25 protein-coding genes are annotated in these 22,970 nt (G+C 67.3%); 7 read left to right on the top strand and 18 right to left on the bottom strand.

Annotated features, from left to right (window positions below; translation table 11 throughout):
- Positions 1–7 precede the first annotated feature (7 nt).
- From trpC to trpA, 4 genes are read left to right on the top strand one after another with little or no spacing between them, the layout of a single operon-like run.
- The gene (gene trpC, locus VFC51_06370; protein ID HZT06638.1) at positions 8–808 is read left to right on the top strand and encodes an indole-3-glycerol phosphate synthase TrpC; all 801 of its coding nucleotides are present in this window, start codon (positions 8–10) and stop codon (positions 806–808) included.
- Positions 805–1,509, top strand: a complete 705-nt coding sequence (locus tag VFC51_06365; protein HZT06637.1) for a phosphoribosylanthranilate isomerase — start codon at positions 805–807, stop codon at positions 1,507–1,509. The genes trpC and VFC51_06365 overlap by 4 nt, the downstream gene beginning before the upstream one ends.
- Positions 1,510–1,523: 14 nt before the next feature.
- The gene (gene trpB / locus VFC51_06360) at positions 1,524–2,771 is read left to right on the top strand and encodes a tryptophan synthase subunit beta (GenBank protein ID HZT06636.1); all 1,248 of its coding nucleotides are present in this window, start codon (positions 1,524–1,526) and stop codon (positions 2,769–2,771) included.
- 7 nt (positions 2,772–2,778) lie between these two features.
- Complete coding sequence (trpA, locus tag VFC51_06355) at positions 2,779–3,630, top strand: tryptophan synthase subunit alpha (GenBank protein HZT06635.1); 852 nt, start codon at positions 2,779–2,781, stop codon at positions 3,628–3,630.
- A 43-nt stretch (positions 3,631–3,673) separates the two neighbouring features.
- Here the strand turns inward: trpA and VFC51_06350 are convergent, their stop codons facing one another.
- A complete protein-coding gene (locus VFC51_06350; GenBank protein HZT06634.1) occupies positions 3,674–4,099 on the bottom strand; it encodes a VOC family protein in 426 nt (141 codons plus the stop codon).
- Between the two features lie 14 nt (positions 4,100–4,113).
- A complete protein-coding gene (locus VFC51_06345) occupies positions 4,114–4,551 on the bottom strand; it encodes a VOC family protein (protein HZT06633.1) in 438 nt (145 codons plus the stop codon).
- Positions 4,552–4,945: 394 nt separating this feature from the next.
- Here VFC51_06345 and VFC51_06340 point away from each other — a divergent pair, with 394 nt between their 5' ends.
- A complete protein-coding gene (locus tag VFC51_06340; GenBank protein HZT06632.1) occupies positions 4,946–5,671 on the top strand; it encodes a hypothetical protein in 726 nt (241 codons plus the stop codon).
- 28 nt (positions 5,672–5,699) lie between these two features.
- Here VFC51_06340 and rnhA read toward each other — a convergent pair whose 3' ends face one another.
- The 11 genes from rnhA to thiE all read right to left on the bottom strand — a co-directional run bounded on the left by rnhA (position 5,700) and on the right by thiE (position 17,529).
- A complete protein-coding gene (gene rnhA / locus VFC51_06335) occupies positions 5,700–6,185 on the bottom strand; it encodes a ribonuclease HI (protein ID HZT06631.1) in 486 nt (161 codons plus the stop codon).
- A gap of 83 nt (positions 6,186–6,268) precedes the next feature.
- Entirely contained in the window at positions 6,269–7,501 is a 1,233-nt protein-coding gene (locus tag VFC51_06330; protein ID HZT06630.1) for a glycosyltransferase, read from the bottom strand.
- A 49-nt stretch (positions 7,502–7,550) separates the two neighbouring features.
- The gene (gene glmS, locus VFC51_06325) at positions 7,551–9,410 is read right to left on the bottom strand and encodes a glutamine--fructose-6-phosphate transaminase (isomerizing) (protein HZT06629.1); all 1,860 of its coding nucleotides are present in this window, start codon (positions 9,408–9,410) and stop codon (positions 7,551–7,553) included.
- Positions 9,395–10,840 carry a DUF512 domain-containing protein gene (locus tag VFC51_06320; GenBank protein ID HZT06628.1) on the bottom strand — a complete coding sequence of 482 codons (1,446 nt, stop codon included), beginning with the start codon at positions 10,838–10,840 and terminating at the stop codon, positions 9,395–9,397. Before VFC51_06320 ends, glmS begins: the two co-directional genes overlap by 16 nt.
- On the bottom strand, positions 10,830–11,507 hold the full coding sequence (locus VFC51_06315; GenBank protein HZT06627.1) for a lysophospholipid acyltransferase family protein: 678 nt from the start codon (positions 11,505–11,507) through the stop codon (positions 10,830–10,832). The genes VFC51_06320 and VFC51_06315 overlap by 11 nt, the downstream gene beginning before the upstream one ends.
- Entirely contained in the window at positions 11,500–13,098 is a 1,599-nt protein-coding gene (gene cmk / locus VFC51_06310) for a (d)CMP kinase (GenBank protein ID HZT06626.1), read from the bottom strand. Before cmk ends, VFC51_06315 begins: the two co-directional genes overlap by 8 nt.
- Entirely contained in the window at positions 13,095–13,460 is a 366-nt protein-coding gene (locus tag VFC51_06305; GenBank protein ID HZT06625.1) for a YraN family protein, read from the bottom strand. The genes cmk and VFC51_06305 overlap by 4 nt, the downstream gene beginning before the upstream one ends.
- A complete protein-coding gene (locus VFC51_06300; protein HZT06624.1) occupies positions 13,453–14,073 on the bottom strand; it encodes a ribonuclease HII in 621 nt (206 codons plus the stop codon). Before VFC51_06300 ends, VFC51_06305 begins: the two co-directional genes overlap by 8 nt.
- A 31-nt stretch (positions 14,074–14,104) precedes the next feature.
- On the bottom strand, positions 14,105–14,464 hold the full coding sequence (gene rplS, locus VFC51_06295) for a 50S ribosomal protein L19 (protein ID HZT06623.1): 360 nt from the start codon (positions 14,462–14,464) through the stop codon (positions 14,105–14,107).
- A 13-nt stretch (positions 14,465–14,477) separates the two neighbouring features.
- Positions 14,478–16,655, bottom strand: coding sequence for a sodium-translocating pyrophosphatase (locus VFC51_06290; GenBank protein HZT06622.1), 2,178 nt, complete (start codon positions 16,653–16,655; stop codon positions 14,478–14,480).
- A gap of 217 nt (positions 16,656–16,872) precedes the next feature.
- Entirely contained in the window at positions 16,873–17,529 is a 657-nt protein-coding gene (thiE, locus tag VFC51_06285; protein HZT06621.1) for a thiamine phosphate synthase, read from the bottom strand.
- Positions 17,530–17,567: 38 nt separating this feature from the next.
- On the opposite strand from thiE, the gene VFC51_06280 reads away from it, so the two are divergent.
- Positions 17,568–18,728, top strand: a complete 1,161-nt coding sequence (locus VFC51_06280) for an AI-2E family transporter (protein ID HZT06620.1) — start codon at positions 17,568–17,570, stop codon at positions 18,726–18,728.
- A 39-nt stretch (positions 18,729–18,767) separates the two neighbouring features.
- Complete coding sequence (galU, locus tag VFC51_06275; GenBank protein ID HZT06619.1) at positions 18,768–19,652, top strand: UTP--glucose-1-phosphate uridylyltransferase GalU; 885 nt, start codon at positions 18,768–18,770, stop codon at positions 19,650–19,652.
- Between the two features lie 40 nt (positions 19,653–19,692).
- On the opposite strand, the gene VFC51_06270 is transcribed toward galU, so the two are convergent.
- The 5 genes from VFC51_06270 to VFC51_06250 form a co-directional block, all read right to left on the bottom strand.
- A complete protein-coding gene (locus VFC51_06270) occupies positions 19,693–20,208 on the bottom strand; it encodes a hypothetical protein (GenBank protein HZT06618.1) in 516 nt (171 codons plus the stop codon).
- A gap of 93 nt (positions 20,209–20,301) precedes the next feature.
- Positions 20,302–20,850: a Holliday junction branch migration protein RuvA gene (gene ruvA, locus VFC51_06265; GenBank protein ID HZT06617.1), complete on the bottom strand. Its 549-nt coding sequence runs from the start codon at positions 20,848–20,850 to the stop codon at positions 20,302–20,304.
- Positions 20,851–20,867: 17 nt separating this feature from the next.
- On the bottom strand, positions 20,868–21,392 hold the full coding sequence (gene ruvC / locus VFC51_06260) for a crossover junction endodeoxyribonuclease RuvC (GenBank protein HZT06616.1): 525 nt from the start codon (positions 21,390–21,392) through the stop codon (positions 20,868–20,870).
- Positions 21,389–22,141, bottom strand: coding sequence for a YebC/PmpR family DNA-binding transcriptional regulator (locus tag VFC51_06255; protein HZT06615.1), 753 nt, complete (start codon positions 22,139–22,141; stop codon positions 21,389–21,391). Before VFC51_06255 ends, ruvC begins: the two co-directional genes overlap by 4 nt.
- An 83-nt stretch (positions 22,142–22,224) precedes the next feature.
- Positions 22,225–22,926 (bottom strand): rhomboid family intramembrane serine protease, encoded by a 702-nt coding sequence (locus VFC51_06250; GenBank protein ID HZT06614.1) that lies wholly within the window; start codon positions 22,924–22,926, stop codon positions 22,225–22,227.
- Between the last annotated feature and the right edge of the window lie 44 nt (positions 22,927–22,970).

Genomic DNA, 22,970 nt, shown 5'->3' with positions numbered 1-22,970 from the left:
GCACACGATGACAATTCTCGACGAGATCCGAGCCCATAAGGAGCGCGAGGTCGCCGAGCGGGAGGGGCGCCGCTCGCTGGACGACGTCCTCCGGGAGTGCGATTCGGCGCCGCCGCCGCGCAGCCTTTCGTCGGCGCTCCGACGCCCCGGCACGCAGGTCATCGCCGAGGTCAAGCGTCGATCCCCCGCCAAGGGCGATCTCGCGCCCCACGCCGACGCGTCGATCGTCGCCCAGCGGTACGTGAACGGCGGCGCGGCGGCCGTCTCGGTGCTGACCGACGAGCGATTCTTCTCCGGCTCCGATGCCGACTTGCGGGCGGTGCGCGCGCGGATCGATGCGCCGATCCTCCGCAAGGATTTCGTCATCACCGCGTACCAGGTTTCCGAAGCGCGCGCGCTCGGCGCGGACGCCGTGCTGCTCATCGTGGCGATGCTCTCAGACGAGCAGCTCGCCCGGCTCATGGAGGCAGCCCGCGACCTCGAGATGGACGCCCTCGTCGAGACGCACACCGAGGAGGAAGTGCGCCGAGCCGTTGCCCTCGATGCCGCGATCATCGGCATCAACAATCGCGATCTTGCGACCTTCCGCGTGGATCTCCGGACGACGGAGCGACTCAGACCGCTCATTCCCGACGAGGCGCTCGTGGTGAGCGAGAGCGGCATCACGCGGCGCGCCGACGTCGAGCGCGTGGTCGCCGCGGGAGCGCACGCCGTTCTGGTCGGGGAGGCCCTCGTCACGGCGGCGGACCCCGCGGCAAAGCTCGCCGAGCTCCTGGGCCACGTCTCCGTCACGGCGGCGTTTCCATGACCGCGGTAAAGATCTGCGGGATCACGGACCGCGCGAATGGGCTGATCGCCATCGACGCGGGGGCCGAGTTTCTCGGGTTCGTCTTCTATCCGCCCAGCATCCGGGCCATCTCGGTCCCCAGCGCTGCGCGCCTGATTCGCGACCTGCGGGACGCGCGACCCCGGGGGTGGAAGGCCGTCGGCGTCTTCGTCAACGAGCCCCTCCGCGTGGTCGAGCGGACACGCGAGATCGCCGGGCTGGACGTCGTTCAGCTCAACGGTGAGGAGCCTACCGAGTACATTCGGCGCGTGAACGCGCCCGTCTTCAAGGCCGTTCGGATTCCGCTACACGCCCCGCGAGTGGCCGTCGGAAGCGCGGCGCGGCACGTCGGAGCTGCGTCATCGGAGCCCGAAGATGATCGCGACGACGCAGAGATCGACGTCCCGAGCGCCGCGGCCCTCGGCGCCGAGCGCATCCTGGTGGACGCGAACGTTCCCGGACGCTATGGCGGAACCGGCCAGACGTACGACTGGACGCTCGTCCGCCGCGCCGTCGCGGACGGCTTCCTCGCGGGCGGACTGACGCCGGAGAACGTCCAGCGCGCCATCGAACTGTCCGCTCCGTGGGGCGTGGACGTGAGCTCCGGCGTCGAGTGTGACGGCGTGAAGAGCGGCGAGCTGATCGAGCGGTTCCTCGCCGCGGCGCGAGGCGCGCGGGTATGATCGCGCCCACATCGATGCGCCTTCCGAGCTACTGGCGCCCGAGCCTGGTCGAGAGCATTGAATCGACGGGGCTCGACGGACATTTCGGCGAGTTCGGCGGGGCCTACGTGCCCGAAGTGCTGATCCCCGCCGCGCAGGAGCTCGCGCGCGCCTATCTGGAGGTCCGGGGCGATCCCGAGTTCTGGATGCAGCTCGACCAGCTCGGCCGCGATTTTTCGGGGCGCCCCACGCCGATCTACGAGGCGCCGCGCCTATCAGAATTAGCGGGCAACGAGCTCCGGATCGTCCTGAAGCGGGAGGATCTCAATCACACGGGCGCGCACAAGATCAACAACGCGCTGGGCCAGGCTCTTCTGGCACTGAAAACAGGAAAGCGGCGCATCATCGCGGAAACCGGCGCGGGCCAGCACGGCGTCGCGGCGGCAACGGTCTGTGCCAAGCTCGGGCTCGAATGCATCGTCTACATGGGGTCCGAAGACATCGAGCGCCAGGCGCCAAACGTCTATCGGATGCGACTCCTCGGCGCAGACGTGCGGCCCGTTACGAGTGGGACGCGCACGCTCAAGGACGCGGTGAACGAGGCAATCCGTGACTGGGTGACCAACGTGGAGACCACCCACTACCTACTGGGCTCTGCCGTCGGCCCGCATCCGTACCCCTTGATGGTGCGCGACTTCCAGTCGGTCATCGGTTGGGAGGCGCGGTATCAATGCCTGGAGCGATTCGGCGCATTGCCGAAGGCCGTGGTCGCCTGCGTTGGAGGCGGCAGCAACGCGATCGGGTCGTTCATGCCCTTCGTCGATGATCCCTCCGTCCAGCTGATCGGCGTGGAGGCGGCCGGTCGAGGGCTCGCCACCGGCGCGCACGCGGCGACGCTTTCGGCAGGGTCGCCTGGCATTCTCCACGGAAGCCGGTCGTTTGTCCTGCAGGATGCCGACGGACAAATAATCGGAACTCACAGCGTATCGGCCGGCCTCGACTATCCTGGCGTTGGCCCCGAGCACGCCTACCTCCGGTCATCCGGGCGAGCGCGCTACGTCAGCGCGACCGACGACGAGGCGCTCGCGGCCTTTCAGACGTTGACGCGACTCGAGGGCATCATTCCGGCCCTCGAGTCGGCGCACGCGATCGCGTACGTGGTGAATCACGCGGAGGACTTGGGCCGCGGGTCGCTCATCCTCGTCATCCTCTCGGGCAGAGGCGACAAGGACGTCCAGAGCTACGCCCGGGCCACCCATACCGATGTCGGCGAACCGGATTGAATCGACAGTGACAGGCAATCGCATCGACGACGCGTTCGCGGCGATCCGCGCCGAGGGCCGGGTCGGGCTGTTCCCCTATCTCACGGCCGGATTTCCCGAGCTAGACGCCACGGAGAAGCTCGCGGCGGCCGCAATCGCGGCGGGCGGGGATGGAATTGAGCTGGGCGTACCGTTCTCGGATCCGCTCGCGGACGGGACGACGCTCCAGCGCGCCGGGGAGGTTGCGCTGCGCAATGGCGCATCCCTCCCGTGGACCATCGAGGCGGCTGGCCGCCTGCGCCGGTTGGTATCGGCGCCGCTCATCATCATGACTTACTACAACCCGATTCACCGTTACGGCCTCGGCCGTTTCGCCGCCGATGCCGCGCGGGCGGGGGTCGACGGGCTGATCGTGCCCGATCTACCGTCCGTCGAGTCGGGGCCGCTCATTGCGCGAGCGGAGGCCGAGGGCCTCTACGTCATCCAGATGGTGGCGCCCACGACGACGCCCGAGCGCCTCGCAGAGGTCGGCAGGACTGCCCGCGGGTTCGTCTACTGCGTCTCGCTCCTCGGCACGACCGGCGTGCGCGCGCAGGTTTCGGACCGGCTGCCAGATTTCATGCGGGCGGTACGGGCCGCGGTCCCGGTCCCGCTCCTCATCGGCTTCGGCATCGCGCGACCCGAGCACATCGCGGCGGTCCGGCCGTACGCGGACGCCGTCGTCGTGGCGAGCGCCATCGCGGACCTGCTCGGGAGCGCGGGACGCGATCGCTGGATCGCCGCGGTCCGGGAGTACGTGACGGAGCTCCGCGCAGCATGCGAGCCAACCCCCGCGCCCGCGTCGACCGAGCTGCCAGCCCCCTCGCCGTCGAGCTGCTGAACCGCGTCGACCTGACGCTACGGCGCGAGGATCGCGTGCAGGTCTAGGCCTGCTGGTCTCCCTGGTGGCCGCCCTTGCCACGGACGTACGGCATGGTGATGGCCTCGAACCCGTGACCGTCCGGACTGGTGAAGTAGAAACCGCGCCCGTAGTGATAGTAGTTGATCTGCCCGGTTGTCTTGTTTGCGCCGGGGTGCATGGCGCCGCCGGGATCGCTCCGAATCGTGATGCCCTCCGCGCGGACGCGCTCCAAGAGCTGATCGAATTGCTGATCCCCCACTCGGAAGCAGAAGTGGCGCTCTCCGCCCTGGCCCGAGTGTCGGCCATGGGGCACGAACTCCAGCACCTGGACGTCGTTGAGCCGGACGCTCGTCCCTTCACGGGGCAAGTTCATCACCTTGGCGAACCATGTGGCCGATGCCTCCGCGTCCTTGGAGGGCACGAGCGCGTGATGCATGCGAACGCTCACCTTATCCTCCTGTGCTAGATCATCTGGTAGGGGACTGTCGTGATCTCGAAGATGTGACCATTAGGGTCCTTGAAAAACAGCCCCCGGCCTCCGCCCCGATTGTTGAGCTGCTTGTTGCCGATCTGCTCGAGTTCACTCCCGAAGGGAACTCGTTCGGTTTCAAGGCGCCCGCGGATCCCGTCAAATTCGTCGTCAGACACCAGTAGGGTGAAGGTGCGGCGCTCAAAATCGTCATTCTCCGCGTCCGCGTAGTCGAGGCAGAGCTCGTCATCCAGCTTGACCGGGGCAAACCGAGCGAACATACCGGTGTAGGGCCGGCCCAGAATGTATCCCAGGAAGAGGGCTGAGCTGAGCTTATCCGGGGCGAGCACGATCGTGTGGTCGAGCTTGACTTCCATGGCGTCCATCGCGCCCGCCTGGACCGCGAGGGGTACTTCCGCTGTCGCTGCCATCGCGTTCCTCCCGTAAAGCGACGGTTTTCTTGTCGTCCAAATGTACTCGAAAATCGATCGGGGGTGGCGGCCGACGAGCACGCCGCGGACGTCGTCGGTGACGGCGCGCGACTCGACGGTGGTCAGCGCTGTGGGACACTGCGGGAGTCCCTGGCGAGGTCGATCGCCCCTGCTGGTGGGACTCGGAGCCGAGTCGCGGGTGAAGCGGCAATCGCGCGCACGCTCCGGCACCCGCAGCTCCGCGCCGCGCGGCACCTCGCGCGCCCTGGCGCAACGGACTGTGATGGCTTTGTAGGCCTGCCGGCCGCGTTTCTCGCCTGCGCTTGTGGCAACCTAAGAGTGTGCTCGCCCACCTGCCCCCGGGTGGAGACAGTCGCGTGGGGATAGGCCGCGTTTGACGGTCACTCGCATCGAAGAGGCACGGGCCCGCCATTGGTTGCCGGGGCCGAGCCGCTTCCTCCAACGCATTCGGGACCTGCTCGATCGCGGTCGGCTGGACTTCACGCTCGTGCGCCTGGGGGACCTCGTCCGCTGGCTGCTCGGCCGACGCGGCGAATCCCAGCCGTCACTCGAGGAGCTGTGCGGGGTCCTGGAGAGCGCGGCGCGCCTCGCGCTCCTCAAATCACGGCGCCTGGTTGGCCACTCCGACGAGGCTCTGCTGGAGCAAACGTCGACCTGGACCGGCCCACCTCCCGAGCTGCCCATCAGGCGGAGCTGGCTGGCGTCGCGTCTTGCACTTGGGCCCCTGTCGCACATTGGCCCAGCCCGAGCGCACGCGGAATCCAGCACGCGCATGCTTGCGCCGATCGCCCCGATGCGCCTGCGCGCCGTCTTCCTCGCGCTCGACGGCCGCGAACGCGCGGCGAGCGTTCCCACCATCGCTCCGAAGATCGTGCGGGCCTCCGTCGAGCACACCTCGGCCCGCATACTCGTGGAGCTGGAAGCGCGTGGCGAGGTGATGCTTCACGAGATCGCCGGCGACACGCGCGACGCGCGGGTCGCGGCGTTTCTGGCGTGCCTCACCCTTGCCCGCCAGGGCCGTGTCTCACTGGTGCAGGACGAGCTGTTCGGCCGGATCGTCATCGTCCAGCCGGCCGAGGCGTCGGAAGCGCTGGCTTGAAGCGGCGGCGGTCCGGCCGCCGGCCCCCTTACCGACCCCGACGGGGCCCCGGCCTCGGCGAAGGCTGGTATCCCTCGTCCCTGGGTAGGCTTGGACCGAGCGCCGCGCGCATGGCGAGCTGGTCGGCGCGTTCGTTCTCCGGGTCGCCAGCGTGCCCCTGGACCCACCGAAATGTCACCTGGTGGCGCCGACACTGGGCGAGCAGGCGCTCCCATAGGTCGACGTTTGCGGCGGGCTGTCTCGAGGCCAGTCGCCACCCGGCAGCTTCCCACCGCTCCGCCCAGCCCAGCGTCATCGCCTTCACCACGTATTCCGAATCGCTGTGGAGGACGACGTTACACGGCTCGCGCAGGGCCTCGAGGGCCACAATCGCTGCTCGGAGCTCCATTCGATTGTTCGTGGTCGGGTTGAAGCCGCCGGAAAGCTCCTTTCGATGGCGTTCGAAGAGGAGAATCGCGCCGTAGCCGCCCGGGCCGGGGTTTCCGAGACAGGCCCCGTCCGTGTAGATCACCACCGTCTTTCGGGGGCTTCCGCCCGACGGGCCGACGGAAGCGTCGCGGGTTCCGGCAGGCGGTTCGTCCGAGCGGACCTGGCGAGTCAATGGCCCGCCCGGGCGAGTGCGGTGCGATACCACTCGAACAATCCGGCCGCCGTCCGGTCCCAGCGCCAGCGCTCCGCGGCCGCGCGGAGCCCGGTCGCGACGGCGCGGCGCGTACCGTCGTCGTTCAGCAGTCGGTCGACGCGCGTACGGAAGCCCTGCGTGTCGCCCGGCGCGGCGAGGCAGCGCTCCTCGAAACCGGCGAGGTACGATACGGCTTCGCCTACCGCTTCGGCCACGACGGGTATCCCGAGCGCCATGAGCTGGGGAATTTTCGACGGGCACCGAGCCCGGTTGACCAGGTCGTCGTCCAGAGGGTAAATCGCCACGAGCGGCGATGGGTCCCGGGGGAGCGCCCCGAGCACCGCCGGGTCGTACGCAGCCCATTCGATGCGATTGTCGATGCCATGGCGCGCACAGGCGCTCCGGAGCGCTTCGCGCGATCCGTCGTGGATCTCCTCCCCAACGACGGTGAGGCGCGCAGCGCCGTGCGCCAGGAGTGGAGCGACCAGCCGTGCGGCGCGCTCGGGGTCCGCCTCGGTGAATCGGGTGTACCAGAGAAGGCGCGGCTGCCGGGCCGATTGGGATGCCGCATCGCGCCCCCGAGCCTCGCAGTGTTCGGGGCCGACTTCCTGCCCATTCGGGAGATACCGTACGCGCTCCGGTGAAACGCCCAGCTCGGACACGTACGATTCCAGCCACCGGCTCGCCACCGTAACACCGTCGGCCCGCCGCAGCGTCCACCGTTCCTGGGCTCCTCGGAGAGCGCCCGCCAGGCCCATGCGTTCGCGTCCAGCCCAGCCCCGGAGGCCTTCGAGGTCGTCAGCATCGACGATGACGAGCGGCCTGCGCCGGCGTCCGTCCGATCCCATCATGCGAGCCAGCGGCCACGAGGCGAGCCCGCTGTACCCGATCGGTTTGAAAGCGTGGACCACGTGTGGACGCCAGGTCTGCACGGTCCGAAAGATCTGGGCCGCAACGGCCGCCGGCCCCAGGGGCGGGGTGCTCGCGCGCGTGTGGACGACGTCCACGAGGCCAAGCAGCCAGCGCTGTCGCGCGGACGCCGGGTCATCCCACGGCGGGATGACTACCCGGACTGCGGCCCCTTCGCTCGCAAGAACCCGCGCGATGGGCATGACGCGGGCGGCGGTCGTGCCCTTCGGCCGTAGGCCAAACGGCGCGACGAGCGCCACGCGCAACTGGGCGGCATCGGCTTGACGCGGCGCGGTCACTGCATCGCCCTGTGGCGCACGACCCTGGTTGCGCCCATCGAACCGATCGCTATTCGACCGTGACGGATTTGGCCAGGTTCCGCGGTTTGTCCACGTCGCAGCCGCGCGCGATCGCAGCGTAGTAGGCGAAGAGCTGCATCGGAATGACGTTGACGACGGGAGAGAACAGCTCTGGCGTGGCGGGGACGTGGATCAGCTCGTCGGCGTGGGCCGCAACGCGATCGTCGCCCTCGGACGCGATGGCGATAATGTGGCCTCCCCGGGCGCGCACTTCTTCGATGTTGCTGAGTACCTTCTCCAGCGTCGCGCTCTGGGTGGCCAGGACCATCACGAGCGATCCGGCCTCGACGAGCGCCAACGGCCCGTGCTTCAGCTCGCCCGCCGGGTAGCCCTCGGCCTGAATGTACGAGATCTCCTTGAGCTTCAGGGCTCCTTCTAGCGCGGTCGGATACCCAACGCCTCGGCCGAGAAACAGGAGCTTATCCACCGTTGCGTGCTGCTCGGCGATTCGTGACGCCTCGGCCGCCGTGCTGAGTGCGCGTTCCACGAGCGCGGGCAAGGAGCCGAGCGTCTCGACGTTGGCGCGCATATCCTCTGGGGAGAGGCGCCCCAACCGATGCGCAAGACAGGTGCCGAGCAGCGACAGGGTCACCAACTGCCCGGTGACGCTCTTCGACGCGACGACGGCGACTTCGGGACCCGAGTGCTGATACAGGACGCTCTCGGCGAGGGTAGTGATGGCGCTGCCGACGACATTCGTGATGGCGATACGCTGCGCCCCGCGCTCACCGGCCAGCTCGAACGCGGCCAGCGTGTCCGCCGTCTCGCCGCTCTGGCTGACCCCGATGCAGAGCACGTCCTCGTCGATGGTCGGATCGCGATACCGGAGCTCCGACGCGATCTCGACGTCGATGGGGATGCGCAGCCACGGCTCGAACGCGTAGCGGGCCATCATGCACGCGTGATAGGCGCTGCCGCATCCAGTGAGGATGACGCGTCGGACGCGCGATGCGTCGATGGCGTCCATCTCCGGGAGGCGCACCCGTCCGCCGTCGAGCCGCCCGGCGAGCGTGCGCTCGATGGCCTCCGGCTGCTCGTGCACTTCCTTCAAAAAGAAGTGGGGATAACCGCCCTTCTCCGCCGCTGATCGATCGAGGGTGAGCGACTCGGGCTCGCGCAGCACGACCGTTCCGTGGCGATCGATGACGGTGACGGCGCCCGGTCGCACGGCGACGAGCTCGCCCTCGCGGAGCCTCAGGACGTCGCGGGTGTAATCGAGCACCGCCGGGACGTCCGAGGCGACGAAGTTCCCGTCGGGGCTCAGCCCGACGATGAGGGGCGCGCGATTGCGTGCGCCGACGACGAGGTCCGGCTCGTCGAGCGAGGCGGCCGCTATAGCGTAGAGCCCCCGCACGCGGGCAAGGGCCCGTCTCGTCGCTTCCAACAGCGCGGATTCGTGGCCGTCGCGGGACCCCGCGCTCGCGCGCGCGCCGCCCAGCTCGTCCTCGATGAGGTGGGCTATGACCTCGGTGTCGGTCTCTGACGCAAGCCTGTGGCCGGCGGCCTGAAGCTCGTGGCGCAGCTCCTCATAGTTCTCGACCACGCCATTGTGGACCACACAGACCCGCCCGCTGCAATCCGTGTGCGGGTGCGCGTTCTCGTCCGATGGGCGCCCGTGCGTGGCCCATCGCGTGTGGCCGATGCCAGTAAAGCCTGGTGGCGCCGTGCCATTCAGCATTGATGCCAGGCGCTCCAGCTTTCCGACGGCCTTGCGGATCTCCAGGCGACCGTCTGGCGTGATCACCGCGATGCCGGCGGAATCGTAGCCGCGATACTCCAGGTGGCGGAGCGCTTCCAGGATCAGGCGCGCCGAGTCGTGGGCGCCAGTGTAGCCTACGATGCCGCACATACCGCGTCTCCGTCGCCGACGCCGTCGGCGTTGATCTCGTCTCGAGGGTTCGTTACCTGCATCCTAACCGATGCCGGGGCGCCCAGCGTCGCTTCGAGGAGACCGGACGCGCCGCTCGCCACCACGACCTCGCGATCAATCCGCGCGCCGATGTCCCGAGCGGTCCACCCATCGATGGTGCGCTCGCCGGCGGCGTCGAACATCGAGCGCGAGAGCACGAGCCGATCGAATGGCCGCGCCGCGAGCTGGGCGACTACGTCAGCCCCGGAGAGCAGACCCGCCACCGTCACGGACCCGCCGAACAGCGAGCTGGATATCGGAAAGACGTCGACGCGGAGGCCGCGCACGGGAGCCAAGTCCGCCGCCATCTCCTCGAGGATCGGTGCGAGGAGCGGCCCGGTCGCCCACCCGACGCTCCGTGCCGGGTCAACGGATGCCGGTCGCCTCCGGGCGACGCGGCGCCAGTCGGTCCGGAACGATTGAATCAATCCCACGCCGTTGTGGTATTGCGGATACCCGTCGTAAGAGCGGTGCGCCGGCAGGCGCCTGCCCGCGAGGAGGTACAGCTCATCGCTGGCATACGCGAAGCCCACGCCGAGGGCACGTCGACACCGACGTTGGGCCGATTCCACGATTCGGATCGCGGAGTCGGCGTCGGATGCCTCGACGGCGCGCATGGTCGCAGGCTGGTTATGGGTGGTGAAACCGACAGGCACCACGGCTGCACTCTCGACGGTCGGGTACCGAGCCATCAGGTCGCTGATGGTTCGCTGGAGGTGCTCGCCGTCGTTCTTGTCCGGCATCAAAACGATCTGCGCATGGATCCGAATGTCGTGGGGGGCCAGCTCATCGATCTGCGCCAGTATGTCCGGGGCGTGTGGGTTTCCGAGGATCTCACGGCGGAGGTCGAGATCTGTGGCGTGGACCGATACGCGGAGCGGGCTCAGCCGCTGGAAGATGATGCGCTGCCACTCGTGCTCTGAGAGATTGGTCAGCGTCGTGAAGTTCCCGTAGAGGAACGAATAGCGAAAATCATCGTCTTTGATGTAGAGGCTTCTGCGAAGACCCGGCGGCAACCCTCCAATGAAGCAGAAGGCGCAGCGGTTGTTGCAGGTCTTCATTCGGTCGAAAGCCGCGCTGGCGAACTCGACTCCGAGATCTTCGTCCACGCGCTTGTCCACCGCGATGACGATCCGTTCGCCGTTCCGCTCGACGTCGAGCTCGACGTGCTCGGACGTGGCGTCAAGGCGAACGTCGATGATATCGCGAGGAACGAGCCCGTTGACCGCGAGGACTCGATCGCCCGCCCGCAGGCCAGCAACCGCAGCGGGTCCATCGAGGAGCACGCGGATGACGTCGCCGTGGGGGAGGCGTGCGCGTCTTGGTCCGATGGGCTGGGTGACGTCGGCGCTGGCCACCCTACGATGCATGGACGATGTCTCCACTCGATCCATATACGCCCCGTCGATCCAGCGGGAGCAGGGCCGCGATGCGCTCCATAATGCGTCGCGACAGCGCCTCGGCGTCTCCATCGTCGGCTGTAAGCGCGAAGGGCTCCCCGAACCGAACCTCAATCGGCGGCCGGTGGACCAGGCTTCCGACGCCCGCGACGTGTTCGCTTCCCACGATGGCGACCGGCAGAATAGGACATCGGCCTCGCGTGGCCAGGTAGCTGACGCCGACATGCGCCTCACCGAGTCCGCCGGGCTGACGGGTGCCTTCGGGAAATACGACCACGGCATGACCGCGGTGGAGCAGGTCGAGCGCGGCCCGGATCGCGCGCACATCATGCTGTCCGCGCCGCACGGGGAAGGCGCCCCCGGTCAGGCGCGCCGCAAGCCGCGCGTACCATCGTCGAAACAGCTCAGATTTCGCCATGAAGGTGATGGGCCTGGGGGAGGCCGCCACGAGGATCAGCGGGTCGGCGATGCTGGCGTGGTTCGAGACGATCAGGACGCCGCCGCGGCGCGGCACGCGATCACCCCCGATAACGTGGGGACGCGCCAGCGAAAGCCCGACGCCCTGCGCCGTCCGACGAATGGCGTGGTACAGGGCGCCGCCCGGCGGAACGGGCGACCAGGAACCGGCGTCAAGCACGATCGCGTTCTGCCGCGGCGACGAGATCGACGATGCGATCCGTGACGTCTTCGATGGTGAGACCGTCGGTCTGGATGACCGTCGCGTCCGGTGCGGGTCGGAGGGGAGCGACGGCGCGGGACCGATCCGTTTCATCACGCCGCGCGATCTCTGCCCGCACAGCCTCCGAGGACGCCACGCCGGTGGATTCGAGCGCGCGTCGTCGCGCGCGCTCGTGCTCTGACGCATCGAGAAACACTTTCACCGCAGCGTCGGGAAAGATCACTGTGCCGATGTCACGACCGACGGCCACGATCCGACGTGCTTCTGCCGCCCGCCGCTGGACCGGGATCAGCGCGGCTCGCACCTGCTCATGGGCGGCGACCGTCGACACGTGAGCGTCGACGTCCGGTGAGCGAAGCGCGTTGGTCACGTCGCGCTCGTCGATGAACACCACCGTCGCCGCCTCCGTACCGGCCCCGCGCTCCGCCACGCGCACCTTCAATGAGCGTGCGAGTTCCGCGAGCGCGCGCTCGTCGGACGGGGGAACGCCACCCTCGAGGGCAACCAGCGTGACGGCCCGATACAGGAGCCCGGTATCGAGAAAGGTGGCTCCGAGCCGCCGTGCGACAGCCTGTCCGACGGTGGACTTTCCCGAAGCGGCCGGCCCATCGATGGCGACCACTAGCCGTGCCGTGTCGCCGGGATCGAAACCCGGCGATTCGGCTCGGCGCGGGCCGCTCCGCAGCGCCCGACGCTCGACGCCGCGGGCATATCCACGCGAGAGCTGCGCGATCTCCTGTCGGCGCAGAGGTCGATATTGTCCGGGCCGCAGGCCCGCGAGCCGAACAGGACCGATTCGCACCCGGACGAGGCGAGAGACCCCGACTCCCGCGGACGCGAGGAGTCGACGCACCTCGCGGTTCCGACCTTCGCGCAGAACCACGCGCACCCAGTGTTCGCGCGCGCGGCCTCGCTCGCCCGTGGGCAGCGCGTCGGGAGCTGCTATCTCCACGGCCGCCGGGACGACCGGCTGGCCGTCAATGACGATGCCACGCCGCAATCGCCGCAGGTCGCGGTCCGTGAGCGCGCGATCGATCATCGCCACATACTCTCGCTCCACTCTGTACCGCGGGTGCGCGACGAAATTCGCGAAAACGCCGTCGTTCGTCAACAGGATGAGCCCTTCTGAGTCGCGGTCGAGCCTCCCGACTGGGAACAGGCGGCCATGGCCCGGCGCCAGCTCCGCGATCGTGCGCGCCGCGTGCGGATCGCGCATGGTCGTCGTGACGCCGATCGGCTTGTACGCGGCCAGGTAGGTCCGCTCCTGCGGAGCACTTATGACGTGTCCGTCGACGCTGATCTTCGCCGCGTCGAGCGCAACCAGATGCGCCGGGTCCGTAACCGTGTGTCCATCGACCGCCACGCGTCCCTGACCAATCTGGCGCTCAGCCTCTCGCCGCGAGCAAAACCCGAGGACCGAGAGTGCCCGACCGAGCCGCATGGGGGAGGATTGCGTGGGAGGAAGGATGCCACGCGTCCGCGCGTTCGGACGATCCCCAATGGTGCGCGTCGAGCCTTCGCGCCCGGGCCTGGCGGTTAGCGCCCTCACACCGCCTCCACCGCGTTCACGACGTGGCGAATCTCCCCCGCGCGGCCGTCGGCCGTCAGCTCGACGGCGACGACGTCCGCGCGCCAGTCGTCGTTGCTGTTTCCTGCCCGCTGAAGGTACTGTTGAGCAAGCGCTATCATGCGATGCTGCTTTCGCGGAGAGATCGACTCCTCAGGCAGCACAAAAGTCGTTCGAACGGTCCGGACCTCCACGAAGACCAGGCAATTGCCATCACGCGCGACGATATCGATCTCACCATACCGCGTGCGAACATTGCGTTCCAGGATCCGGTAGCCCTTGCGGGAGAGAAAAGCGGTGGCGATCTCCTCTCCCAGACGCCCGGTTGCCCTTCGGCTATCCATCGACGCTGCCGGTAAGCTCGACGAGGGGCGCAAAACTCCGCCGATGGTGGCAGGAGGGTCCACGCTCGCGCAACGCGCGCGCGTGCGCAGCCGTCCCGTATCCGCGATTTTGGCCGAAGCCGTACCCGGGGGCATCGACCTCCAGGCGCTCCATCAACCGATCCCGCGCAACCTTGGCCACGATCGACGCGGCCGCGATGCTCGCGCAGATTGCATCGCCGTGGATGATCGCGGTCTGCGGGAACTGGGGAGACCAGAGGTGAAATCCGTCCACGAGCACGTGGTCGGGCTGAGCCGACAGGCTGCACACGGCGCGCCACAGGGCGAGCTGGCCGGCGAGTGCCAGCCCCATCTCATCGATGACCTGGGGAGGGACTACGCCGAGCCCGATTCCTCGCGCGGATGCCCGGATGACACGATCGGCGGAGGCGCGCTGAGCGGGGCTGAGCTGCTTGGAATCGCGGATGCCGGCGAAGGAAGTCCGACGGTCGGTTCCGCCGGGGAGGCCCTCGATCAGCGACTCCACCAGCGACCGATCGTTGGGGAAGACCACAGCGGCCGCGACCACGGGGCCGGCCCACGCGCCGCGGCCAGCCTCATCCACACCGGCGATAGTGCCGGCGCCATGGCTCCAAAGGAGCGATTCAATTCGCAGGTCGGGGCGTACGGCGCTCGCGGATGCGCGCTGCTTTGCCGGTGAGTCCGCGGAGATAGTAGAGCTTGGCTCGGCGGACCTCCCCATGGCGGACCACCTCCACCTTGTCAATGCGCGGAGAGGCGAACAGGAATGTTCGCTCGACGCCGATGCCATGAGCAATCCGCCGCACGGTAAACGTGCCGTCGACCTGCTTTGGCCGGTGCTCGCCGACAACGATCCCTTCGAAGACCTGCACGCGCTCTTTGCCGCCCTCGACGACGCGCACGTGCACCCGCACCGTGTCTCCCACTTCGACCGTGGAGTTTTCGGGTCGGCGTCCGTCGAGCAGCTCGTGGAGTTCGGTCATCGTTCGCCTCTCTTTAGATGAACAGGGGCGCCAGCACGAGGGTGATGGTGCTCAAGAGCTTCACCAGGACGTGCAACGATGGGCCCGCCGTGTCTTTGAACGGATCGCCGACGGTATCACCCACGACGGCCGCGGCGTGCGCCTGGGTGCCCTTCCCCAGCACGCCCCCGCCGACGTCGCGCAGGTGCCCAGCCTCGATGTACTTCTTCGCATTGTCCCATGCGCCGCCGCCGTTGTTGAGCACCGTGGCGAGGATGATCCCCGCGATCGTTCCAACCATCAGCAACGCGCCGACGGCCTCGGGCGCGTCGAGATGGAGCGCCTTGAAGAGGAGCCCGACGACCAACGACGCGAAGATCGGCAGCATGCCCGGCGCAATCATCTCGCGGAGCCCGGCCCGCGTCGTGATGTCGACGGCCCGGCCGTAATCCGGACGGACGGAGCCTGCCATGATTCCCGGTTCTTCGCGGAACTGGCGGCGAACCTCTTCGATGATGGCCGAGGCGGCCTTGGACACGGCGCGGATTGCGAGCGAGCTGAAGAGGAACACCAGCATGACCGCGAGAAGCGCGGCGACGAAGATTTCCACCCGCGTGAGGTCTACCGAGAAGTTATAGGTGCAGGTGGTGAGGGGTTGGCCCAACTTGCGACAAACGCCCTCGCGCACGGTGTCGCCATACGCGCCGAACAGCAGGAACGCGGCCAGCGCCGCCGAGGCCATCGCGTAGCCTTTGGTGAGAGCCTTGGTGGTGTTGCCGACCGCGTCCAGGCGATCGGTGATATCCCGGGCCTGCCCGCCAGCGCCGGCCATCTCGATCACGCCGTTCGCGTTGTCGGTGATGGGCCCGAACGTGTCCATCGCCAGCACGTATGCCGCCGTCATGAGCATCCCCATCGTGGCGACGGCGGTTCCGAACAGGCCGCCCTCAGCGGGTGACAGCGGCGGCTGGCCGGCGGCGACCGGAACCACCGCGGCCGCCTGGGAGCCCAAGCCGTAGGCGGCGAGGAGCGCGATGCCCACGGCGACGGCCGTGGACGCGGTGGTCTCGAACCCAACGGCGACGCCCATGACGATAACCGTCGCCGGTCCCGTCTGTGCAGCGTCCGCGATCTCGCGCACCGGACGCCAGGATCCAGCCGTGTAGAACTGCGTGATGAAGACGATAGCGATGCTGGTGACAATGCCGACGAGGCCGGCCCAGAAGAAGACGACGGCGTGGAGCTCGGTCGTCGTGACGTAGAAGAGCATCAAGGTGGCAAGCCCGACCGCGATGAAGTACCCGAAGTTGAGGGCGTTCATCGGGTCCTGGTCGGGGTCACGATTGATCCTTCCCCACAGCGGCACGCACAGGAGCCCGATCATCGTCGCGAAGACGCCAAAGGCGCGGACGATGAGCGGGAAGAGCACCCACTCGGCATGCCCTGTTCGTGTGGCGATGGCAACGCCCAGGATCATCGCCCCGATATTCTCGGCAGCCGTTGATTCGAAGAGGTCGGCGCCACGACCAGCGCAGTCGCCCACGTTGTCGCCGACGAGGTCCGCGATGACGGCGGCGTTCCGCGGATCGTCCTCGGGGATCCCCGCCTCGACCTTGCCTACGAGGTCAGCGCCCATGTCCGCGGCCTTCGTGTAGATGCCTCCGCCCAGCTGCGCGAAAAGGGCGACGAAGCTGGCTCCGAAGCCGAAACCCACGATCGTCGCGGGAGTGCTGATGGGGTCGTGTCCGTAGAGGTAGTAGATGCCCGCGACGCCCAGGAGGCTCAGGGCGACGATGAGGAACCCGGAAACCGCTCCGCCGCGAAGCGAGACGGTGATCGCCTCGTTGAGGCTGCGCTGGGCTGCCGCGGCGGTGCGAACGTTGGACTGCACCGCGACGTACATCCCGATGATTCCAGAGAGGGCGGAGGCTGCGGCCCCCACGAGAAATGCGATCGCGGTCTTCACCCCGAGGGATGAGTCGCCGGTGATTCCGCCGAGGACCGCGCCGACGAGGATGGCTGCGACGATCGCGATCATCGCGATCGTCTGGTACTGCCGTCGGAGAAAGGCGGTAGCTCCCTCGAAGATCATTCCGCCGACTTCCTGCATCGCCTTTGTGCCGGTGTCGCGGCGGAGAACGTCCCACGCGAGATACATGGCGAAGAGTACCGCCACGATCCCAGCGATGGGAATCACCAAGGCAAGATCCATAAGCTCCTCTCCTCCTTCATTGGCGGACGGCGCGCCATTGCGCCGGGAATCAACGGATCAGTCCGAAGTCGGCAGCACGCGGCGACGCGTATTGGCGCTGGGAGCCCAGATCGTCGCCGGGCTCGAGTGTCATGGTTCCGGTCGGAAGCCGGGCAGACGATCACCGCCTGCCTGCGGAAATCGAGCAGACGAAGTGTACCAGTCTGGCTGGCGGCGATCAAGATGACGAGCGGCTGAGGGCGCGCAAGAGGCGTGTGGCCGCCAATCCCGGATCGGGCGCGCCAAACAGCGCGCTCACCACCGCGACTCCGGTGGCGCCCTGCGCAAGGACCGTTGGCGCCCTGGCCTCCGTTATCCCCCCGATCCCAATGACCGGGAGCGCCGTGCTGTGTACGACCGTTCTCAGCAGGTCGAGACCCGCGTACTCCGCGTCGGGCTTCGTCTCCGTGGGGAAGACGGCACCGAAACCGATGTAGTCGGCCCCAGCCGCGACGATCGCGGGGATCTCCTCCGCATAGGAGGCCGACGCCCCCAGGAGCAGGTCCGGTCCCAGTATGCGGCGACCCGCGTCAAGCGGAAGGTCATCCTGCCCCAGGTGGGCCCCGTCGGCCCCGCAGGCCAGCGCGACGTCCACTCGGTCGTTCACGATCAGGAGGCCTCCGCGTGCGTGGATTAGCGTCGCCAACGCCCGTCCTAGTACGACGCGGCCGCCGTCCGACCGCGCCTTATCACGATATTGGATCAGCCGTACGCCCGCGTCGAGGAGCCGGTCGACGATCTGCAGCATTCGCTCGTCCGACGGCGACTGGTCGGTGATCGCGCACAGGCGCGTGGCGGCGAGGATCTCAGAAAATCGCGTCGCCCGGTCAGACATGCGGTCTCCTCGATGATAGAATCGCTTTTGGAGGCCCGTTGCGATTCGATGTAACCACGCCGCCCACGCGGGACCCCTGGTTTCGGGCGCTCATCATCCTGCTCACGATTATCGCTGCGCTCTATCTTGGCCAGATGGTGTGGGGCCTCGCCGCGCGCGTCGGCGACCTGCTGGTCCTGTTTCTGGTCGCCTGGATCATTTCCTTCGTCCTGGAGCCCACCGTAGTGGGCCTCACCCGGCTTGCGTGGCTATCGCGCACGGGCGCCGTGCTCCTGGTGTACCTCGCGGTGCTGGTGGCCATGACCAGCGCGTTCATGGTGCTCCTGCCCGCCGTCGCGGACCAGAGCGCCCTCGCCGCTCAGCAGCTTCCGCAGATCGTCGAACGCGTGTCCATCCTTGGCAGTGGGATGACCGCACTCCTCGCCGCGCACGGAATTGCCGTCGGGACGTACGCTGACGAAGTTCTGCGCCCCATCGAAGCCGCACTCGTCGCCAACGGATTGTCCTTGGCGACCGGGGCCGCGTCAATTGCTGCGCAGATCCTCCTGATCGTCGTGCTCTCCGTCTATTTCATGTTGGACGGTCCTCACCTTGGAGCGGCGCTGCTCCAAGCGGTTCCCACACAGTATCGCGACGATTTTCTCTACTTCACGGGAAGTCTTCAACGGTCGTTCGGCGGGTTTCTGCGGGGGCAGTTTATCCAGTCATTTGTCTACGGCCTCGGCGTTGCCATCATCATGGCCACAGTCGGCCTGCCCTACGTTGCCCTGGCGAGCGTAGCGGCGGGCGTGGCGATGTTCATTCCGTTCCTGGGCCCCGGCCTGGGCCTGATTCCAACCGTCCTGGTCGTCCTCGCCGCTGATGCCGGGCGCTGGTGGGTCGCGCTCTTGCCGACGCTGGTCCTCAACATCTTCGTCGTCAACGTCATCCAGCCGAAGGTGATGGCGCAAGAGATCGGACTGCACCCGACCGTGGTCCTGGCCGCCGTGCTCATCGGCGCGCGCCTCGCCGGTCCGTGGGGCGCGATTTTCGGTGCGCCCGCTGCCGCGGTGATCGCCACCATGGCATCCTTCTATAAGCTCACCGTTACGGAGCGCCGAGCGCGCGTGCTCTCCGTCGCCGGCGCCGTCGAGCCGGAGCCCCCAATGCGGATCCATGAGCTGGACGAAGAAGAGCAGCGGGTCACTGCTGAACGTTAGCCCGAGCCGTCCAACTGATTCTGCTCAGGAGATTGGTGAATGAGGATGACCGTTCGGAAGGCGGTGATTCCCGCGGCTGGCCTCGGAACGCGGTTTCTCCCCGCCACGAAGGCGCTCCCGAAGGAGATGCTTCCGATTGTCGACAAGCCAGTGATTCAATACGTTGTTGAGGAGGCCGTAGCCTCGGGAATCCGGCAGATCGTCGTGATCACCGGCCAATCCAAACGGGCGATCGAAGACCACTTCGACGCGCAGTTTGAGCTGGAATCCCGGCTCGAGGCAGCCGGCCGAATGGACGATCTCCAGATGGTACGGAAAATCACGGAGCTGGCCGAGTTCGCGTACGTGCGACAGGGACAGCCCAAGGGAAACGGCCACGCCGTCCTCTGCGCGCAGGTCGCCGTCGGCTCAGAGCCCTTTGCGATGGTTTGGGGTGACGACATCGTCGACGCGGCGACCCCGTGTCTTCGCCAAATGATCGCTGCCTACGAACAGTTTGGCGGCGCCATTGGCGCCGTGATGCGCGTCGCGGACGCTGACGTCTCGAGGTACGGCATCATCGACGCCGAGCCGATGGGCGGACGGATGCATCGCCTTCGCAGGATTGTCGAAAAACCGTCGGCGCACGACGCGCCGTCAAACCTCGCGACCGTTCACGCATGGATACTCCCGCCCAGCATCTTTCCGATCCTCGAGTCCACGCCACCCGGCAAGGACGACGAGATCTGGCTCGTGGATGCCATCATGCGGCTCCTTGAGGACGAGCCCGTATACGCGATGGAGTTCGACGGCCGCCGCTACGACGCAGGGAACAAGCTCGAATTTCTCCAGGCCACCATCGATTTCGCTTTGCGAAGGGACGATCTGGGCCCGGGGCTGCGCCGGTACCTCGAATCGATCCTCGCGAGCGAACCCGTCCGCTGACCCATGTGCGTCGAGAACAGGAGCCGCCGCGGACTCCGCGTCAGGCGACGTCTGGCAATTCGTGCCGCTTCAACCCGTAGGATCGGTCTCCGCGCACGACCTGCCGGAGCACGTCGAGGGGCATGAGGAGCCACTGGCATCGTCCGGTCGGGCACCACTCCCGCAGTTGCTCGCGGATGTGCTCGAGCGGCATCGGCTGGTTTCCGTTTGCCAGGAGAATGCGAAATACCGCCTCGAGGGCCGACATGTCGGTCGTGATGTATCCGCTCTTGCGTGAGCAGCAGTCGCGAATGATGGGGATGGGTCGGGTGCCGTACTGGACTCTGCGGACCTCGTAGGTCACGCGTCCGGTCCGACGTTCCGCCACTGGGTACCGCTCCTCGGTCTCCTCGCCCAGCCGCGCCTGACATTGCGCGCACATGCGCGCCTGCACGACTTCGTTGAAGATCAGGTCATGACGGTCGTACCACTCCCCGTCGATGAAATAGCGCTCTTCGGGCTCCGACTCCGCCAGCGCAACGTCTTCCACCTCTAGCTCCCGATCGAACTCATCCATATGTTCCCCTTCTCTCCCCGCTCACACCGGTCGTGGACCCCGCCCGGTCGGACGTGCGCGATTCAGAACGCCCCGGGGCCGCCAAATATTTCTTCATCGATCGGCCAGAATTCCAAGGGCCGATCGGAGAAGATCCTCAACGGTGTCCCGCGCGCCGGCGTTCTCGACGGCGCGCTTCGCCTCACCGCTGGAATACCCCATCGCCATCAATGCTCCGAGCGCGGCCACCTCGACATCTGAGACGGCCTCGGCTTCCGCCTCCACTGCGCCCACCTTCCCACGAAGATCGGTCACGATCCGCGCGGCTGCGCGCGCGCCGACTCCCGGGGCGCGCGTGAACGGCTGCGCATTGCCCAGGTTGATGGCGCGCCGAACCTCGTTGGCCTCCAGCACCGACAGAATCGCCAGGGCCGCTTTGGGTCCGATGCCCGAGACCGTCATCAGCAGCTCGAACAGGGCCAGCTCATCTCCGGTGTGAAAGCCATAGAGGGCGAGTTGGTCTTCACGTACGTACAGGTAGGTACGGAGCGCGATTTCGTCCCCGGGGACGAGCGCCGAAGTTGTTCTGGCAGGGACCGACACACGAACATCCACCGGCCCGACCGCGAGCACAACGTCGTTCGGCCCGACGCGCTGGACCACTCCCCGAACGCCAGCAATCATTGCGCGCGAGCGGCGGCGTTCGAGACGATGGCGTCGAGATCGGCGCGGCGGGCGTGGCAGATCGCCACGGCAAGCGCGTCCGCGGCATCGTCCGGCGTGGGAAGCGAATCCAGTCGCAGCAGCAGGCGAATCATCTCCTGCATCTGCCGCTTTGAAGCCCGGCCGTACCCCGTGACCAGCTGCTTCACGGCCGTTGGCGTGTATTCCGCGTACGCCGTGTCGCCACACACCGTCGCCAGCATCGCAACGCCCCGGGCTTGCCCAACGGAAACCGCCGTCGTGACGTTCCGAGAGTGAAATAGCGACTCCATCGCAACATCGGTTATCGAATACCGCCGAATGACCCCGCTGAGGCCCTCGTACAGCGCCCGGAGACGGGCTGGGAGCGCGGTGCCGGACGGAGTGGCGACACACCCGTGTTCCAGGTGAGCGAGGGATTCGCCGCGGGACTCCACGACACCATAGCCGAGCAGCGCGATTCCCGGATCGATCCCGAGAATCGTCCGAACGCGCTCGCTCACCGCTGCTCGTACTCGGCGAGCGCCTCCTCCGAGATCTCCAGGTTCGTGTAGACCTTTTGGACGTCGTCCAGGTCTTCGAGACGCTCCATCAGCCGCAACGTCGAAGCCGCCTCCTTCGGGTCGAGCGAGATCGACGTCGTGGGCACCATTGCCAGCTCCGCGCCGGTGATGTTCGCCTTGCGCGCGGCGAGGGCGGATCGAGCGCTCTCGAGATCGCCCGGAGCGGTGTACACCTCGACCGTGCTGCCGTCCACGCGCACGTCCTCCGCCCCGGCGTCGATCGCCCAGAGGCTGATCTCGTCTGGATCGTTCCCGTCCGCCTCGATGGTGAGCAGCCCTTGCTGATTGAACATCCACGCGACGCAGCCCGCTTCGCCGAGGCTGCCGCCAGCGCGGGTGAAGGCGCTTCGCACCTCGGCCACGGCCCGGTTGCGATTGTCCGTCAAGACTTCGACCAGGATCGCCGCCCCGCCGGGCCCGTACCCTTCGTAGGTCACCTGGTCGAGGGCTGCTCCCTCGGGGCCGCCGGCGGCGCGTTTGATGGCGCGGTCGATTGTGTCAATTGGCATGTTCGCGGCCCGCGCGCGATCGATCGCGAGGCGAAGTCGCGGATTGGCGTCGGCGTTGGGGCCGCCCTCCCGAACCGCGACGGAGATCTCCCGTCCCAGCTTCGTGAAAATTTGACCGCGCTTGACGTCAGCGACCCCTTTTTGCCGCTTGATCTGTGCCCACTTGGAGTGTCCTGACACCTGTTCCCTAGCTCGTCCTCAGAAGTCTGTCCAACTGCATAGACAACGTTGCCGAGTGCACGCGCGCTCGACACTATCGGATTCTACCACGCGGTCCTGGAGACCGCGGCCCGACGCGGCCGAAAGACGAGGGCGAGCACGAACCCCGAGATGAACCCGCCGATGTGCGCCCAGAATGCGACACCTCCGGTTTGCTGCGTGCTCACCTCGAGCGCGGCAACACCCGAGAGTAGCTGCGTCAGGAACCAGAAGCCAATCAAGAAGAGGGCGGATATTCGCGGCACGGTCAGGAAGGGCCCGATGAACAGAATGGTCCGCACGTCGGCTCTGGGGTACAGCAGCAGGTACGCGCCCAGGACGCCGGCGATTGCGCCGCTGGCGCCGATGCTGGGTACCGTCGCCGTCGTGTTGATCAGGACCTGCGTAAGGCCGGCGACGACACCCGTCACCAGATAGAAGAGGAGATACCCGAGGTGGCCGAATGCGTCCTCGACGTTGTCGCCGAAAACCCAGAGATAGAGCATGTTGCTGGCGATGTGCAGGAATCCCCCGTGCACGAACATGGACGTCAGGAGCGTGACGTAGACGGGTCCAGGGTCGGCGGGCGGGATGTCGCGTCCGGTGGAGATCTCGACGGGAACCACGCCCACCGATTGGGTGAATCGATCAAGCTGCGTCCCGTTGAGCGTTAACTCGTACAGAAAGACGGCGATATTCAGGGCAATGATGAGAATCGTGACCCAGGGAAACGACCTCCGTCGCGGACTGTCGCTGATTGGAATCACGTCAGCTCCCTTCAGAACGCGCTTCGGGGCGCCCGAAAACCCCT

The sequence above is a fragment of the Chloroflexota bacterium genome (assembly GCA_035652535.1).
In the GTDB taxonomy this organism is placed as follows: domain Bacteria; phylum Chloroflexota; class UBA6077; order UBA6077; family SHYK01; genus DASRDP01.
The sequence above is the reverse complement of the archived record's forward strand: the minus strand, read 5'-3'. Positions and strand labels throughout refer to the sequence as shown.